The organism is Flavobacterium sp. N502536, assembly GCF_025947345.1.
Lineage (GTDB): Bacteria > Bacteroidota > Bacteroidia > Flavobacteriales > Flavobacteriaceae > Flavobacterium.
The window spans coordinates 3606810-3621974 of sequence record NZ_CP110011.1 but is presented as its reverse complement, the minus strand read 5'-3'; the positions used below and the strand labels follow the sequence as shown (position 1 = coordinate 3621974).

Here is a 15165-nt window from a genome sequence, read left to right as displayed (position 1 = left end):
ATTATACTTGTTTTTCTTTTATTGGTAAATTGTTCTTCTCTGGGGCAATTTTAGTCTCATCATCAAAAAGCATTCTGACTGAAGGTGTATAATCGTCATCATACTGTCCAGATTTGACAGCTAGAATAAAAGCAATGAAGAACCCGATTGCTACGAAAATACTTACTGTAATTAATAGATAGATAACACTCATACCTTAAGTTTATATTAACAAAATTACTGGGTTATTGGCAGGTAAAATATGATAATTATCATTGACTAAGTCTAAATGTTAAATTTATAAAAAAATAACAATTGAATTATTTATAATTATTTTAAATTACTCTTGCTGAAGTAGTTAGACATCAAAGTCACAAAACTTACGATCGTAATTGTGCTCAAAGGCATAATAATAGCGGCCACCAAAGGCAGTAAATTTCCTGTAATTGCGAAAAAAAGTCCTACAACATTATACAGCAACGACAAAACAAAACTCATCTTAATAATCGCAATCGATTTGTGCGATAATTTTAAAAAATAATTCAGTCTTGAAAACTCGCTTGCATCTAAAATTGCATCGCAGGCAGGTGAAAAAACATTGACATTCTCAGAGATCGAAATTCCTACATTACTTTGTGCCAAAGCACCGGCATCGTTTAAACCGTCTCCAACCATCATAACATTATGGCCATCCTCCTGCAGCTTTTTGATAAACTCTAACTTCTGCTCTGGCTTTTGATTAAAGATCAGCTCGGTATGTTTGGGCAGAATGGTTTCGAGGGTGGTACGCTCTCCGTCATTATCTCCGGAAAGCACTTTTATTTGATATTCCTGACTCAATGCCGAAAAAAGCGCTTCTAAACCATCCCTATATTGATTCTGGAATGTAAATTTTCCATAATAAGTGTCATTGATTCTGATGTGGAGACTTGTTTTTTCAATTTCAGAAGATTCCGTACCAGGGCTATCAACAAAGGTTCCCGATCCAATTTTTAAGATGGTGTTTTCTGCGGTTGCCTGAATTCCTTTACCGGTAATCTCCTGAAAATCATCAATTTTAATTTTAGTTGCCTCCGGCAGAAAATCATATAACATTCGGCTCAAAGGGTGATTTGAAGCACGAAGCACATTTTTGATCAGTCTGTAATTTTCTTCCGAAAGAGGATTCCCCTCATATACAATATTCGATTTCTTATTGGTCGTGAGGGTACCGGTTTTATCAAAAACAATGGTGTCTACTTTGGCGAGTTGCTCGATAACCAAAGCATTCTTCAAATACATTTTTTGTTTGCCCATGATTCGCAATATGTTACCAAAGGTAAACGGTGCCGTAAGGGCTAATGCACACGGACAAGCCACAATTAAAACAGCAGTAAAAACATTAAAAGCGGTATTGGCATCAATCGAAATCCAATATCCAAAACCGGCAAAAGCAATTAATAATAATAAGGGAGTAAAATAACGACTTATCGTATCTGTGATAGTTTTGTGTTTTTGAAGCACCTTTTTCTGGAAAATTTCATTACTCCACAATTGCGTCAGATAACTTTGAGATACCGAATGCAATACTTCCATTTCGATCACCTTACCGATGTGTTTTCCTCCGGCAAAAACTTTATCGCCTGACTTTTTAGTAATCGGAACCGCTTCTCCAGTTACAAAACTATAGTCTATCTCGGCTTTTTCGCTAATCAGAATTCCGTCAACCGGAATAAGTTCCTGATTTCGAATGAGCAGTCTGTTTCCTTTTAAAACATCATAAACAGGAACACTTTCTTCGGAGGTGTCGGGATTAATTCTTGTGACTGCAATTGGGAAATAAGATTTAAAATCTCTTTCGAAACTTAAAAAACTATAGGTTTTGATCTGAAACATCTTTCCCAACAGCATAAAGAAAACCAAACCTGTTAAGCTGTCAAAAAAACCAGATCCGTAATTCATTACAATATCAAAAGTACTGCGGACAAACATTACGATAATTCCCAACGCAATTGGAATGTCAATATTCAACATCCCCGATTTGATACTCTTGTAAGCCGAAACATAGTAACCACTTGCCGAATATAAAAAGCTGGGCAGCGCGAGTATAAAAATCAGGATTCTGAAAAAGGGTTTATAATTGTCCAGCCAAAATTCCTTTATTTCGAAGTACTCCGGAAATGAAAGCAACATGATGTTTCCGAAACAAAAAAAGGCAACGCCTAATTTATAGGTCAGACTTCTGTCAACATTATTTTTTCCGGACTCGTAATTTTCTAAGCTTATATAGGGTTCATAGCCTATGGAGCTGAGCATATAAACTATAGTTTTTAAAGAAACCGTATCCGAATTAAATGTAATTCGGACTCTCTTTTCGGGAAAGTTCACCTGAGAGAGGCTTATTCCGGGCTGAATTCTGTTTAAATTTTCGAGAATCCAGATACAGGAACTGCAATGAATGTAGGGGATATTCAAAGAAGCAATTGCAGTATTCCCCTCCTGAAATTCCAGTACTTTTGAAAGGATAGCTTCATTGTCTAAAAAGTCATACTTCCCTTTTATATCCTGTGGAGTAGCACCCGGGGACTTTTCAAAATCGTAGTAACAGGTTAAATCATGAAGACTAAAAATTTCGTAAACGGTTTTACAACCGGCACAACAAAACTTTTTTTCATCAAAATTGATCTCTTCATTTTTAGGAATCGTAAGACCACAATGAAAACAACTTTGCTCACTCATAATTTGTTTTTTTTTGATACTACAAATATTCAGAATAAGAGGTGACTTTTAATATGACATTTATCATATTACCCGGAAATCGATTTCTAATTTAATAAAATAAATCTGCCAAATAACGACATCCTATTTTTTATGTGTTTTTTCTGTCCGAACACTAGCTGCGAAAGCGAATATTGGTTAATTTTGCAGCAAATCCTTTTGCTATGAATAAATGTGACCAATGTATCGTAAGACAGCTTTCTTCTCTAAAAGCGCTTAATAAAGATGAAGTTGTGAAGCTGGCCAATAGCAAGACGACCTATACGATTAAAAAAGGAGATGCTCTTTTTGAGGAAGGCGAAGTTACCAATGGCGTTTTTTGTGTAAAAGACGGGGTTGGAAAGCTCTCTAAATTAAGTGCTAACGGAAAAGATCAAATTGTAAAACTGGTAAAATCAGGAGAACTTTTAGGTCAGCGCTCTATGATTAGCAATGAACCTGCCAACTTATCGGCCAAAGCGGTTGCTGATATGGAGGTTTGTTTTATTCCGAAAGCTGAAATTCTTCACTTTTTTAATAACAACAATCAGTTTTCTATGAATTTGATGCAGTCGATTTGTGAAGATTTAAAAGAATCTGAAAACGATAAAATTGCATTGGTTCAGAAAACGGTAAAACAACGTTTGGCAGAAACTTTACTGCAATTGCACGACGATTTTGGTGAAAACCCGGATAAAACCCTTAAAGTTCAGCTCACAAGAGAAGAACTCGCCGGTATTATTGGTACAGCCACAGAAAGCTGCATCCGCCTATTATCTGATTTCAACAAGCTGAAATTAATTGAACTAACCGGTAAAAAAATCAAACTTCAGGACATCAAAGCTTTAAAAAAACTGGCAGAATAATTACAGTTTTTTTGCTTCATTCCAAAAAACGTCCATTTCAGCCAAAGTCATGTCCATTAAAGGTTTCCCCAATTCGCCCGCTTTACTTTCAAGGTACTGAAAGCGTTTGATAAACTTTTTGTTGGTGCGCTCCAAAGCATCTTCAGGATTTATATTTAAAAATCGGGCATAATTGATCATGGAGAATAGTACATCACCAAATTCGGCCTCTATTTTATCCTGATCTCCGGCTTTTACTTCAATTTGTAATTCTTCGAGTTCTTCCTGCACTTTATCCCAAACCTGATGCGGTTCTTCCCAGTCAAAACCAACTCCTTTTACTTTGTCCTGAATTCGACTGGCTTTAACCAATGCTGGTAAACTTCTTGGAACGCCTTCCAACACTGATTTTTTACCTTCTTTTAGTTTTAGTTTTTCCCAGTTTTGCTTTACTTCTTCTTCGTCTTTAACTTTGGTATCGCTGTAGATGTGAGGATGACGGTGAATGAGTTTATCGCAAATCTCGTTACACACATCTGCCATATCAAAATCATTGGTTTCTGAGCCTATTTTTGCATAAAAAACAATATGCAGCAGCAAATCACCCAATTCTTTTTTCACCTCATTTAAATCATTGTCCAAAATAGCATCTCCTAACTCATAGGTTTCTTCAATGGTAAGATGTCTGAGCGTTTGCAAGGTTTGCTTTTTATCCCACGGACACTGCTCACGAAGTTCATCCATGATAATTAGTAATCTTTCGAAGGCTTTTAGTTGAAGTTCTTTGCTCATTTTTGAAGTTTTATCGGGGTTGCGACGATTGTTTGTAAAAGTAAAAAATCCTGTCAAGAAAACATCTTAACAGGATTAATATATTTTAAGTTTTTAGGTTCTGAGGTTCTAAGATTTTGAGGTTCTAAGATCCTGAGCCTAATCCTTTTTTAACAATCTAGAATGAACTTAGTCACTTCAAAACTTAGTGCCTTAGAACCTTTAAAGAATGTTATAAACTACTATTCTTCTTTTTTAGCTTTTGCTTTTTTAGGAGCAGCTGCTTTTTTTGGTTTTTCTTCAACAGCAGGAGCTTCTTCAACCGCTTCAACCGCAGCAGGAGCCAAATCTGTTACCAAACCTTTAGCCTGAAGTGTATTGTACCAGTTTAATACTTTTTTAATATCAGAAGGATACACTCTTTCTTCGTCGTATTCAGGTAAAATTTCTTTAAAATAAGCCGCTAATGTAGCATTGTCTTCTTTATGTGAAATGGCTTGCCCTTTATTTTCTTTAGTAGCAATACGCTGCATTACTTCTGTTAATGGTTTTTCGCCTTCGTAAGTATAAATTGAAATCTCTGATAATAAACTTACATTACTTTTTAAGTTTACTGTGATTTTTTTTCCATCTGTTAATGATTCTGCCACAAAACCAGTACGGGTTTGTACTTTCAATACATATAAACCTGGTTTCCCAGAAATGGCTAAAATTTTCTCTAAATTCATGTTTATTAAAATTAGTATTAAGAATTTGATTTATTATATTTCTTTGATTCTAAATTCATACTTTAGAATACTATCTTCCTTTTTTTGCAGCAAAAAATTTCATTCTGTACTCCTGAAATGTTTTACCTTCTGTAATGTTTTTTAATTTTTTCTGGATCAGACGTTTCTTCAAAGACGAAATTTTATCTGTAAACAGAACTCCTTCAATATGGTCGTATTCGTGCTGAATAACTCTTGCAATTAAACCATCAAAAACTTCGGTTTTCATTACAAAATCTTCCTCACAATATTCAATTGTAACGGTTGGTTTTCTGTAAACGTCTTCGCGAACATCCGGAATACTCAGACAGCCTTCGTTAAAGCTCCATTCCTCGCCTTCTTCTTTCAGAATCTTAGCATTGATAAAAGTTTTTTTGAAACCTTTTAAATTTTCCTGCTCATTTAACGGCAAATCCTCATCATCACTAAAAGGAGTCGTATCAATAACAAACAAACGAATAGGCACACCTACCTGAGGCGCGGCAAGCCCAACTCCTAAAGCGTTGTACATGGTTTCGTACATGTTTGCTATTGTTTCTTTTAAGTTTGGATAATCCGGCGTAATAGCCTCACCCACTTTTCTTAAAACAGGATCACCATATCCTACAATTGGTAAAATCATTTGTAATATTTTAATGTATTATCTACTGAAAAACACTGAATTTAATTCCTTTAATTCAGCTGGCAAAAATAGTAAAAAATAGTCAATGAATAATTCGAAAGCTATATTATATATCATTTTTTGCAATCTCGCCAAAAACTCATCCATAATTATGCCAAATTAATTCGTACAATTCTTACCTTTGTTTGTAAACCTCAATATATGTTTGATCGTATCTCGAAATTTACCAACAGTACTTCTTTTTTAAATGCCTCAAAAGTAACTATTGCTTCAGTCGTTCCCGTCTTAATTTTAAATTTTCTTGGACACTTCGAAATAGGTTTTACCATTGCATTAGGTGCATTTTATACGTACCCAAGTGATGTTCCGAGTTCATTAAGCCATAAAATAAAAGGTCTTATTGTGGCTTCCTTTATTGTTTCGGGAGTCAACTTACTAGTAAATCTCGCCTACCCTTATCCCTTTTTGTTTTATCCCTTTTTAGGCTTTTTATTGTTTTTGTGTTCGATGATTTCGGTGTACGGTCAGCGTGCTACTTTGGTTTCTTTCTCTGCTTTACTATCGATTTCCTTATCATTTGGTCATTTGCATGAAGACTGGGAAGCTTTTGAGTATTCGGGTTTTATTTTTATTGGAGGAATTTTGTATCTTATCGTATCCCTTGTATTTCATTTTGTACAGCCGTATAAATATGTCGAACTTCAAATTGCTGAAGGCATAAAACTAACCGCCAAATATTTAAAACTCAGAGGTGACTTATGGAACCCCGAAGCCAACAGAAAAGCCATTATCGAGAAACAATTAAGTGTCCAGGTCGAACTAAACCTGATTCATGAGGATTTAAGAAAGATGCTTATTGGCAATCAAAATACCTCGGGAGCTACAAGTCAGAATCGAAAGATGCTGCTTGTTTTTATCACTCTGGTGGAGATTCAGGAACTGGCCTTATACACTTCTTTTGACCACGATAAACTGCATGAAAAATTTGCCGCACATCCCGAAGTGCTTCGAACCTACCAGAATGTGGCTTATAAACTGGCTTCTACTTTAAAAAAACTTTCTAAAAATGTGCACAATATCAGTGTATATGTAGACAAGAATGATTTAAAGAATGAGCTGGACGCTCTTGAATTTGCCATTTTTGATTACGAAAAAACCTTAGGCAAAGAAGAAGCAGCCGAAGGGGTTTTGATGTTAACCAATATGCTGAAATATGCTAAAAATCAGGTTGGAAAAATTAAAATTATCCAGCGTGCTTTTTCGCTTGCCATGCAGTCTTATAAATTAAAGGACAAGGACAAAGAGCTGGAAAAGTTTCTTACTCCCCAGTACTATCCATTGCGCACTCTGACTGAGAATTTATCGTATTCGTCTTCTATTTTCCGACATTCGATACGACTAACGACAACTATCTTAATTGGTTTTGTCATTGGAAAATTTCTTCCGTTTCAAAATGTCTATTGGATTTTACTCACCATAGTCGTGATCATGCGTCCGGGTTACGGTTTAACAAAAGAACGATCCTATAATCGAATTTTCGGTACTATTTTAGGTGGTTTGTTAGCGTTCGGAATCGTTTCTTTGGTTCAAAATCACGTTGTACTAAGCATCTTCTCTATTGTTTGTATGCTTCTTGGTATTTCGTTTACACAGATTAACTATAAAATAAGCGCCACTTTCGTGACGATGTATGTGGTTTTTATTTATGGAATTTTAACCCCGGATGTAGTTCAGGTAATTCAGTTTCGAATTTTGGATTCACTTGCCGGAGCCATTTTAGCGTTTTTAGCCAATCAGTTTTTATGGCCTGCCTGGGAGTTTATCAACACGCCGATACACATTGAAAATTCGATACGTGCCAATCGAAATTACCTGAAAGAGATTGCCGATTTCTACAATAAAAAAGGGGAAGTTCCTACCTCATACCGATTGTCCCGAAAAAATGCTTTTGTTGAGGTCGGTAACCTGATGACTTCTTTTCAGCGCATGATGCAGGAGCCTAAATCAAAGCAAAAAACACTTCCGCTGGTCAACAAACTGGTGGTGTTAAACCATTCGATCTTATCGGCTCTGGCCTCTTTATCTACTTATATTCAGTCTCATCAAACTACTTCAGCTTCGGAATCGTTTAATTACATTATAAAAACAATTCTTTCAAATCTGGACCATGCCATTGCCGTTTTAAGAAATGAAAAAATAGTAAACGATACTTATTTTGACAAGGAAGATGTGACTTTGCAATTTGAAGAGCTTAAACGTGTTAATTTTAAGCGTCTGGCCGATGATGATGATTTGGATAAAGAAACGCGACAAGCCAAAATGCAGGAAGCTCAAATGGTCATTGAGCAATTGATCTGGATGAGCAATCTGGCAGAAAAGATTTTAAAGATTACAAAGGAATTTAAAGCAACAAATCCAGATTAATTCATCTGGATTTGTTTTTATCTTACTTTCTTTCAAGCTTAATTATTCTTTTTTCTAATGCTGTCTGATTCTTTTTCATTAGAAGATTTTCATCGGTAACTCTTTGATTCTCTTTTTTCATTTCGATCATATACAAAGTAAGTTCCTCAATCTTCTGAAGCAATTTTGCATTCATCTCTCCCACATTAATTCCATTCTTCAAAACCTCTTCTTCGCTTGGGATATTTTCCAGATGCCCTTTTTCGGCTATATGTTTCTCAACTTCTTCAAGAGTTGGTAAATTATGTCCTTTTTTAAATACAAAATCTGACCACCCTAACATATCAACTTTTACTTCCTGAGAATGAATTACACCTTTTACGTCTAATTTATTATTTGGATTCAAAACCCCTATACCTACATTTCCGTTGTCCATTATAGTAAAGCGATTGGCACATAATCCTCCAGCGGCACAGCCTAAATAATCATAGGCCCAAAACTGCAAACTATTACCATAACCACCAGTCATATTTAAGATACTCCACGATCTCGCAGTACCATTAGACACTTTTGAAGGATTATTGATTACAATTTCACCCCCTATATCTCCTGATACGGTACTGATTACTCTTCCATTAAACAACCCACTACCAGCTACCTCTAATTTTTGCGAAGGATATTCTACTCCAATACCAAAATTCCCATTATACGTATTTTGTGCAAAACTAATCTGCAAAGCAAACAAAAAGGATAACACAATTCCGCTCTTCATAATGTTGATTTTTTTCATTTCAATCTTTTGCTACTTATCTCAATTACACCCAAATTAGCACGTTAGTTTCCCAAAGTAAAATCTGAACTTAATTATTTTTTAGTTTTAAAACTTCAGAGGTGTGTTTTCTAAGTTCTGCTAAAAGCTCCGGTTTGTCATTTAAAGTCTGACCGTATGAAGGAATCATATTTTTCATCTTTGCCTGCCATTCCGGTGTTTTCACCTGATTGGTAAAACATCTGCTGATCAGATCCACCATAATACCAACGGCAGTTGAAGCTCCTGGAGAAGCTCCCAGCAATACGGCAAGACTTCCGTCATGTGTATTGATTACTTCTGTTCCAAACTCCAAAACTCCACCTTCTTTTTCATCTTTTTTAATCACCTGAACGCGTTGTCCGGCTCTTTCTAATTTCCAGTCTTTAGAACGTGCTGTAGGCAAATATTCGCGTAAGGCTTTCATTCTGTCTTTTGGAGACTGACGAACCTGCTCAATCAAATATTTTGTCAAAGGGATGTTGTGGTATCCTGCAGACAACATTGGGATTAAATTGTTCGGTTTTATAGATAATGGTAAGTCTAAGTAAGAACCATTTTTTAAGAAACGAGTTGAAAATCCTGCAAACGGACCAAAAAGCAATGCTTTTTCGCCATCAATTACACGGGTATCGATATGTGGCACAGACATTGGAGGTGCTCCAACACTTGCTTTTCCGTAAACTTTTGCCTGATGTTTAGCAATTACCTCCGGATTGGTACATTTTAACCATTGTCCGCTCACCGGAAAACCTCCGTATCCATTTCCTTCCGGAACATTTGCTTTTTCCAATAAAGGCAACGAACCTCCCCCAGCTCCAATAAATACAAATTGGGTATAGGCTTTTCTCACATTACCAGTAGCAAGATCGGTAATTTTAATACGCCATGATTTATCTTCACGCTGTTTTAATTTTTTAACTTCATGATTAAAATGCAAAGAAACACCGTCAAGCGTCGCTAAATAATTAAACATGCTTCTGGTTAAGGCTCCAAAATTCACATCGGTACCTATTTCCATATGAGTAGCAGCCAATTTTTCATTAGCTTCTCTGCCTTCCATCACAAGCGGCATCCATTTCTTTAATTGCTCAAAATCAGAACTAAATTCCATTTGAGAAAAAATCGGATTGCTCTGTAATGCTTCAAATCTCTTTTTAAGATATTCCACATTTTTTTCGCCCCATACAAAACTCATATGAGGAACGCTTTTTATAAAATTATCAGGAGATGGTATCTTTTTCTCTTCTACCAAATAAGACCAGAATTGGCGTGAGATCTCAAAAGATTCTGCTATACTTATTGCTTTTTTTGGATCAATACTTCCGTCAGCCTTTTCGGGAGTGTAATTTAGTTCACAGAAGGCTGAGTGTCCTGTTCCTGCATTATTCCAGGCATCTGAACTTTCGGCAGCAGCAACATCTAATCTTTCGTAAATTTCAATTTTTATATCCGGTTGTAATTCTTTCAAAATTACTCCAAGAGTGGCACTCATAATTCCCGCTCCAATCAGTACTACTTCACTATTAGAACGTATTGTTTCGTTAGACATAACAGTATTGTTTTAAAAGTGCAAAGGTACTTTTTATAATTGCAAAAAAAAACTAAAATTGCATGATAAAAGTTATGTTTTTCTAAAAAATAAAAGGTCTGAAGACTGAGTATGAAAAAATTTAAAAACGTTTTGCCGAAAGGTAGTCCTGAAGCATGATAGTAGCCGAAATTTCATCGATTAAACCTTTGTTCTGACGCTGCTTTTTACTAAGTCCGCTATCAATCATGGTTTGAAATGCCATTTTGGATGTAAAACGTTCGTCTACACGAACCACTTTCATATCGGGGAAAATGTTTGAGAAGTGGGTAACAAATCCTTTAATTATCGAAGCACTTTCTGATGGCTGACCATTCATTTGCTTTGGCTCTCCAATTAAGACGGCTTCAACTTTTTCTTTTGCAAAATAATCTTTCAGAAAATCAATCAGGGTATTGGTCGGGATTGTGGTTAAACCTGAAGCAATAATTTGCATTTCATCGGTAACCGCAATTCCGGTACGTTTTTGTCCGTAGTCTATGGAAAGAATTCTTGGCATTTTATTTTATTTTATTTTATTGCAAACTTAATTTAAAATAGTGCTCGATGCTTTAAAATACCAATAACATGAACAATTTCATTCTTAGAATCAATTTTTACGATTGTAGTGTATCCTTTAAAAACATAATCTCTAAAATTTTCATCATCAAAATATATAGATTTTTTAAAATGAAAAGGATTTACCAAATCCTTCTTCAGCTTTTTTACTAATTCATTTTTAAAATTTCTTGCTGCAATTGGTTTATCTTTTGAAATAAAATGCACTATATCATTCAAATCATAATTAAACTCAATCGTTAAATTAACTTTCATATTTTTTAATAGTCTCTTCAAGTAAAACATCTAATTCTTCAAACGTACTGTATTGTGCTGTTCCGTTTGCAATTTTTTCAGCTCTCTCTCTCAATTTCCTCTTATCCTCTTCAAATCCTGAATCTTCCGGAATTATTTTAAGCTCTTCTGAAGAAAACGAACTTAACAATTTTAATATTCTCTCTTTTATTTCCGGTTGAAACTCTAATCTAATTGCTTCCATAATACTTTCATTTACAATACAAATATAAAGCTTTTTGAATTGATGTTTTTATAATTTAACGTACCTCAAAAAAGCAATTCATTCCCTCTTCCAAATTAAATTTAAAAAATCCGTTTTGAAAGCTCAAAACGGATTTTCCCCAAATATTCAAAACCTAAAAAAAATAACTCTATCTATTGAACAATCTCCTAAAAAAACCTCTTTCCTCCTCTTCATCATTGTCCTGTACTTCATACTGCGCAAACTTTGCCTGCGATTTCTCATGTTCGTATATTAACTCTTTAATATATTCAACATAAGTTCTTTTCTTTTCTTCCAGAAACCCAATAAGGTACTTCTCACTAAACTCCATACCGCTTGCTGCTTCAATTTGCAGTAATTTTTTATACAATGGTTCGATGTGCAGCGCAATAACTTCCTGAGGAACCGCTTGTCGTCTTCCAAAATAATTTACAATAACACCGTTCTCGTCTTTTGCAATTTCAAAATCGGTAATTACCCAGTAATAACGTCCTGATTTGGCTAAGTTTTTTACAATCGCATGGAAATTCTTTCCGCTTTTAAGATTTTCCCAAAGCACTTTAAAAATAACCCTTGGCATATCCGGATGACGAATTATATTGTGTGGTTGCCCCATTAATTCATAATCTTCGTAACCACATACATCTACAAATACTTCGTTGGCATATTCAATAATCCCAAAGGCATTTGTTTTACTCATAATCACCTGTGTTTTATCCCACGTGACCTCTTTATCGACAACCGCGACACGGTTCTGAACTTGATTTTCTTGATTCATTTCTTACTAATTTAATAATTTGTTTTTGGAATGGTATTTTGTAGTTCCCCCCAATCTTTCGGGAATTATACCGCGAAATTAAAGAGAATGAAAAGTCTAAAATCTGATATTTATCATGTTTTTCTATTTTAAAAAAACGTTAATAAATCTATGTCATTCTTACATTTTTAGGACAGCTGACTTATTTATCAAATTACAAACAAAAAGTTATACCTGTAACATTTTACAAGGGTTTTACTTTTCTGCTTTTCCGCAAATACCTTATCTTTGCCAAAAATTAAAACTTATGAATTCTTTACAGACTATAATAGAACAAGCTTGGGAAAACAGAGCTTTATTACAAGAAACAACCACAACTGACGCTATCAGAGAGGTTATTGCATTGATTGACGCAGGAAAATTACGTTGCGCTGAACCGGTTGGTGACAAGTGGCAGGTAAACGAATGGGTTAAGAAAGCGGTAGTAATGTATTTCCCAATTCAGAAAATGGAAACATGGGAATCAGGTATTTTTGAATATCACGATAAAATGTTGCTAAAAACAGGTTATGCTGAAAAAGGAATTCGTGTAGTACCTAATGCTGTAGCACGTTATGGAGCTTATATTTCGAGCGGTGTAATTTTGATGCCAAGTTATGTAAATATTGGTGCTTATGTTGACGAAGGTACAATGGTTGACACTTGGGCGACTGTAGGTAGCTGCGCACAAATTGGTAAAAACGTTCACTTAAGTGGTGGTGTTGGAATCGGTGGTGTATTAGAGCCGCTTCAGGCTTCTCCGGTTATTATCGAAGACGGTGCCTTTATCGGTTCTCGTTGTATTGTAGTAGAAGGTGTTCACGTTGGTAAAGAAGCTGTTCTTGGTGCGAATGTTTGCTTAACTGCTTCAACAAAAATTATCGATGTGACTGGTGACGAACCTGTTGAAATGAAAGGTTTTGTTCCTGCCCGTTCGGTTGTGATTCCTGGAAGTTATACTAAAAAATTCGCTGCTGGTGAGTTTCAGGTTCCGTGTGCTTTGATTATCGGTACGCGTAAGCCATCAACAGATTTGAAAACATCTTTAAACAATGCGCTTCGCGAATACGATGTTGCGGTTTAATTGACAGTCTTATAAATAATAAAAAAACGGAATGAGAAAAAGCTCATTCCGTTTTTTTTATTCTATTCCTTTTATTTTTTTATGTTTTTCCTGCAGTTTTAAAAGCTTAGCATATTTCATATAAGAAGAAGCCCCCTGAATCATCGAAAACGTAAGACCATCCAACCCGTTTAAAAATCCTTTCTTAAAAAAATAACATCTGAAAAAGGATACTGTACCATTCAATACAGGCTTAAAACTGTTGACCCTTTTATTCCGGTCAAAAAGTTGTTGAGCATGCCAGGTCGAATACAGGTTTTTCTTAGCAATAAACTGATCCAAATTCTCCCAGGCATAATGGTTAATATGAACTTTCACACATGTTTTTTTATTTCCTGAAACCTTCTGGTGTACGAAATCTTTTGACGGAGAAGCTGTTTGTTTGTTAAAAAATCGTGAAGTTTTATCTGGGTACCAACCGGCAAAATTTATCAGCTTATCCCCTAAATAATTGTACAAACAAAAAGCATAGACATCATAATCCTGATTTTCATATTTTCCTGACAATATAAATTTCTCAGCATCTTCAGCCAAAATCTCATCGGCATCCAGATTTAAAATCCAATCATTTTTACAATAAGAGAGACCGTGAATTCTTTGAGGTCCGTCACCTAAAAAGCACTGCAGAATTACTTTAGCTCCTTTTTCTTCCGCAATTTTAACGGTATTGTCTTTACTGAAAGAGTCTACAACAATTACTTCGTCACAAATTCTAAACAGCGCATCAATACATTTACCTATGTTCTTCTCCTCATTGTACGTTATTACAAGTCCACTAATTTTCATACTGTTTTCAAAATAATTTAAGCTTACCTATTTTCAATTTTAGTTTAAATTTAAATAAACTATCTTCCCCCTTTATGTCAATCCTTTTTACCAAATAGTTATCTTTAAAAGGGAATTTATTCACTCTGTTCCCTATTCGCAAACCATATTTTATGCCATTTTTGCGCATGATTTTCTCGAAAACAGCAAACTCCTCCTTCTTCTTCGCATAATTCCCAAAAGGGTAAGCCAAGACTGGTTTTATATCTAAGTGATTCTCCTGTATAAATTTATTAGACCTGTTAAAATCAGCTTCTAACTCTTCTTCAGCTAACGAACTGTACTTTCTATGTTCAAAAGAATGATAGCCCAGCTCAATCAAGGTAGTATCTAAGCCTTTTAACTGCTCGACACTCATGATTTTTTCTTTTCCCTCAATCCAGTAGTCATAATTTCCAACAAAAGAAAACGGTATAAAAAAAGAGGCTTTTAATTGGTACTTTTCAAGCAAAGGCACGGCATACAGAAGCTGACATTCGGTAACATCATCAAAAGTAATGATGATACTTTTTTGAGGTAACTCTTTTAAACCTTCTAAATCCTTAAAATGAAATGTGGTGTAATTGTTCTCCTGTAAAAATCTAAACTGAGATTCTAACTTAGATACCGACACACTCAAATTTAAAGACTTCGCTTCCTCTACAACGACATTATGATACATTAAAACTGGCAGCTTTGACATCTCTCTTTTTTTGACAAAGCTATAATTAATAGTATTATATTTCACAAAAAAACTAGATTTAAGCAAAAAAAAAGAAAGAGAAAAAAAACCTCTTTTACGAGGAGATCAAATTCAACCATTATTTACGACAAGATGTATAAAATATCCGTTAAACGGTCAC

16 protein-coding genes are annotated in these 15165 nt (G+C 35.0%); 3 read left to right on the top strand and 13 right to left on the bottom strand.

What is annotated here, in order from left to right; translation table 11 throughout:
- Window position 1: 1 nt before the first annotated feature.
- Complete coding sequence (gene ccoS, locus OLM61_RS15315) at window positions 2-193, bottom strand: cbb3-type cytochrome oxidase assembly protein CcoS (RefSeq protein WP_264523497.1); 192 nt, start codon at window positions 191-193, stop codon at window positions 2-4.
- Window positions 194-309: 116 nt separating this feature from the next.
- The gene (locus OLM61_RS15310; RefSeq protein WP_264523496.1) at window positions 310-2697 is read right to left on the bottom strand and encodes a heavy metal translocating P-type ATPase; all 2388 of its coding nucleotides are present in this window, start codon (window positions 2695-2697) and stop codon (window positions 310-312) included.
- 203 nt (window positions 2698-2900) lie between these two features.
- Here OLM61_RS15310 and OLM61_RS15305 point away from each other — a divergent pair, with 203 nt between their 5' ends.
- The gene (locus tag OLM61_RS15305; RefSeq protein ID WP_264523495.1) at window positions 2901-3581 is read left to right on the top strand and encodes a Crp/Fnr family transcriptional regulator; all 681 of its coding nucleotides are present in this window, start codon (window positions 2901-2903) and stop codon (window positions 3579-3581) included.
- Here the strand turns inward: OLM61_RS15305 and mazG are convergent, their stop codons facing one another.
- The 3 genes from mazG to def all read right to left on the bottom strand — a co-directional run bounded on the left by mazG (window position 3582) and on the right by def (window position 5720).
- Window positions 3582-4352, bottom strand: a complete 771-nt coding sequence (mazG, locus tag OLM61_RS15300; RefSeq protein ID WP_264523494.1) for a nucleoside triphosphate pyrophosphohydrolase — start codon at window positions 4350-4352, stop codon at window positions 3582-3584.
- A gap of 221 nt (window positions 4353-4573) precedes the next feature.
- Window positions 4574-5059, bottom strand: a complete 486-nt coding sequence (locus OLM61_RS15295) for a DUF5606 domain-containing protein (protein ID WP_264523493.1) — start codon at window positions 5057-5059, stop codon at window positions 4574-4576.
- 70 nt (window positions 5060-5129) lie between these two features.
- Window positions 5130-5720, bottom strand: a complete 591-nt coding sequence (gene def, locus OLM61_RS15290; protein ID WP_264523492.1) for a peptide deformylase — start codon at window positions 5718-5720, stop codon at window positions 5130-5132.
- 201 nt (window positions 5721-5921) lie between these two features.
- Here def and OLM61_RS15285 point away from each other — a divergent pair, with 201 nt between their 5' ends.
- Complete coding sequence (locus OLM61_RS15285; protein ID WP_264523491.1) at window positions 5922-8144, top strand: FUSC family protein; 2223 nt, start codon at window positions 5922-5924, stop codon at window positions 8142-8144.
- Between the two features lie 22 nt (window positions 8145-8166).
- Here the strand turns inward: OLM61_RS15285 and OLM61_RS15280 are convergent, their stop codons facing one another.
- From OLM61_RS15280 to OLM61_RS15255, 6 genes are all read right to left on the bottom strand, one after another.
- Window positions 8167-8913 (bottom strand): hypothetical protein, encoded by a 747-nt coding sequence (locus OLM61_RS15280; protein ID WP_264523490.1) that lies wholly within the window; start codon window positions 8911-8913, stop codon window positions 8167-8169.
- 70 nt (window positions 8914-8983) lie between these two features.
- On the bottom strand, window positions 8984-10483 hold the full coding sequence (locus OLM61_RS15275) for a malate:quinone oxidoreductase (RefSeq protein ID WP_264523489.1): 1500 nt from the start codon (window positions 10481-10483) through the stop codon (window positions 8984-8986).
- Between the two features lie 121 nt (window positions 10484-10604).
- The gene (gene ruvX, locus OLM61_RS15270) at window positions 10605-11021 is read right to left on the bottom strand and encodes a Holliday junction resolvase RuvX (RefSeq protein ID WP_264523488.1); all 417 of its coding nucleotides are present in this window, start codon (window positions 11019-11021) and stop codon (window positions 10605-10607) included.
- Window positions 11022-11053: 32 nt separating this feature from the next.
- Window positions 11054-11335, bottom strand: a complete 282-nt coding sequence (locus OLM61_RS15265) for a type II toxin-antitoxin system RelE/ParE family toxin (RefSeq protein ID WP_264523487.1) — start codon at window positions 11333-11335, stop codon at window positions 11054-11056.
- On the bottom strand, window positions 11325-11558 hold the full coding sequence (locus OLM61_RS15260; protein ID WP_264523486.1) for a hypothetical protein: 234 nt from the start codon (window positions 11556-11558) through the stop codon (window positions 11325-11327). Before OLM61_RS15260 ends, OLM61_RS15265 begins: the two co-directional genes overlap by 11 nt.
- A 169-nt stretch (window positions 11559-11727) precedes the next feature.
- Window positions 11728-12357, bottom strand: a complete 630-nt coding sequence (locus tag OLM61_RS15255) for a PAS domain-containing protein (RefSeq protein ID WP_264523485.1) — start codon at window positions 12355-12357, stop codon at window positions 11728-11730.
- 286 nt (window positions 12358-12643) lie between these two features.
- Here OLM61_RS15255 and OLM61_RS15250 point away from each other — a divergent pair, with 286 nt between their 5' ends.
- Window positions 12644-13459, top strand: coding sequence for a 2,3,4,5-tetrahydropyridine-2,6-dicarboxylate N-succinyltransferase (locus OLM61_RS15250; protein ID WP_264523484.1), 816 nt, complete (start codon window positions 12644-12646; stop codon window positions 13457-13459).
- A 57-nt stretch (window positions 13460-13516) separates the two neighbouring features.
- Here OLM61_RS15250 and OLM61_RS15245 read toward each other — a convergent pair whose 3' ends face one another.
- Together OLM61_RS15245 and OLM61_RS15240 are read right to left on the bottom strand one after the other, a co-directional pair.
- Window positions 13517-14284 carry a glycosyltransferase family 2 protein gene (locus OLM61_RS15245; protein ID WP_264523483.1) on the bottom strand — a complete coding sequence of 256 codons (768 nt, stop codon included), beginning with the start codon at window positions 14282-14284 and terminating at the stop codon, window positions 13517-13519.
- Window positions 14285-14291: 7 nt separating this feature from the next.
- Window positions 14292-15050: a polysaccharide deacetylase family protein gene (locus tag OLM61_RS15240; RefSeq protein WP_319800526.1), complete on the bottom strand. Its 759-nt coding sequence runs from the start codon at window positions 15048-15050 to the stop codon at window positions 14292-14294.
- Between the last annotated feature and the right edge of the window lie 115 nt (window positions 15051-15165).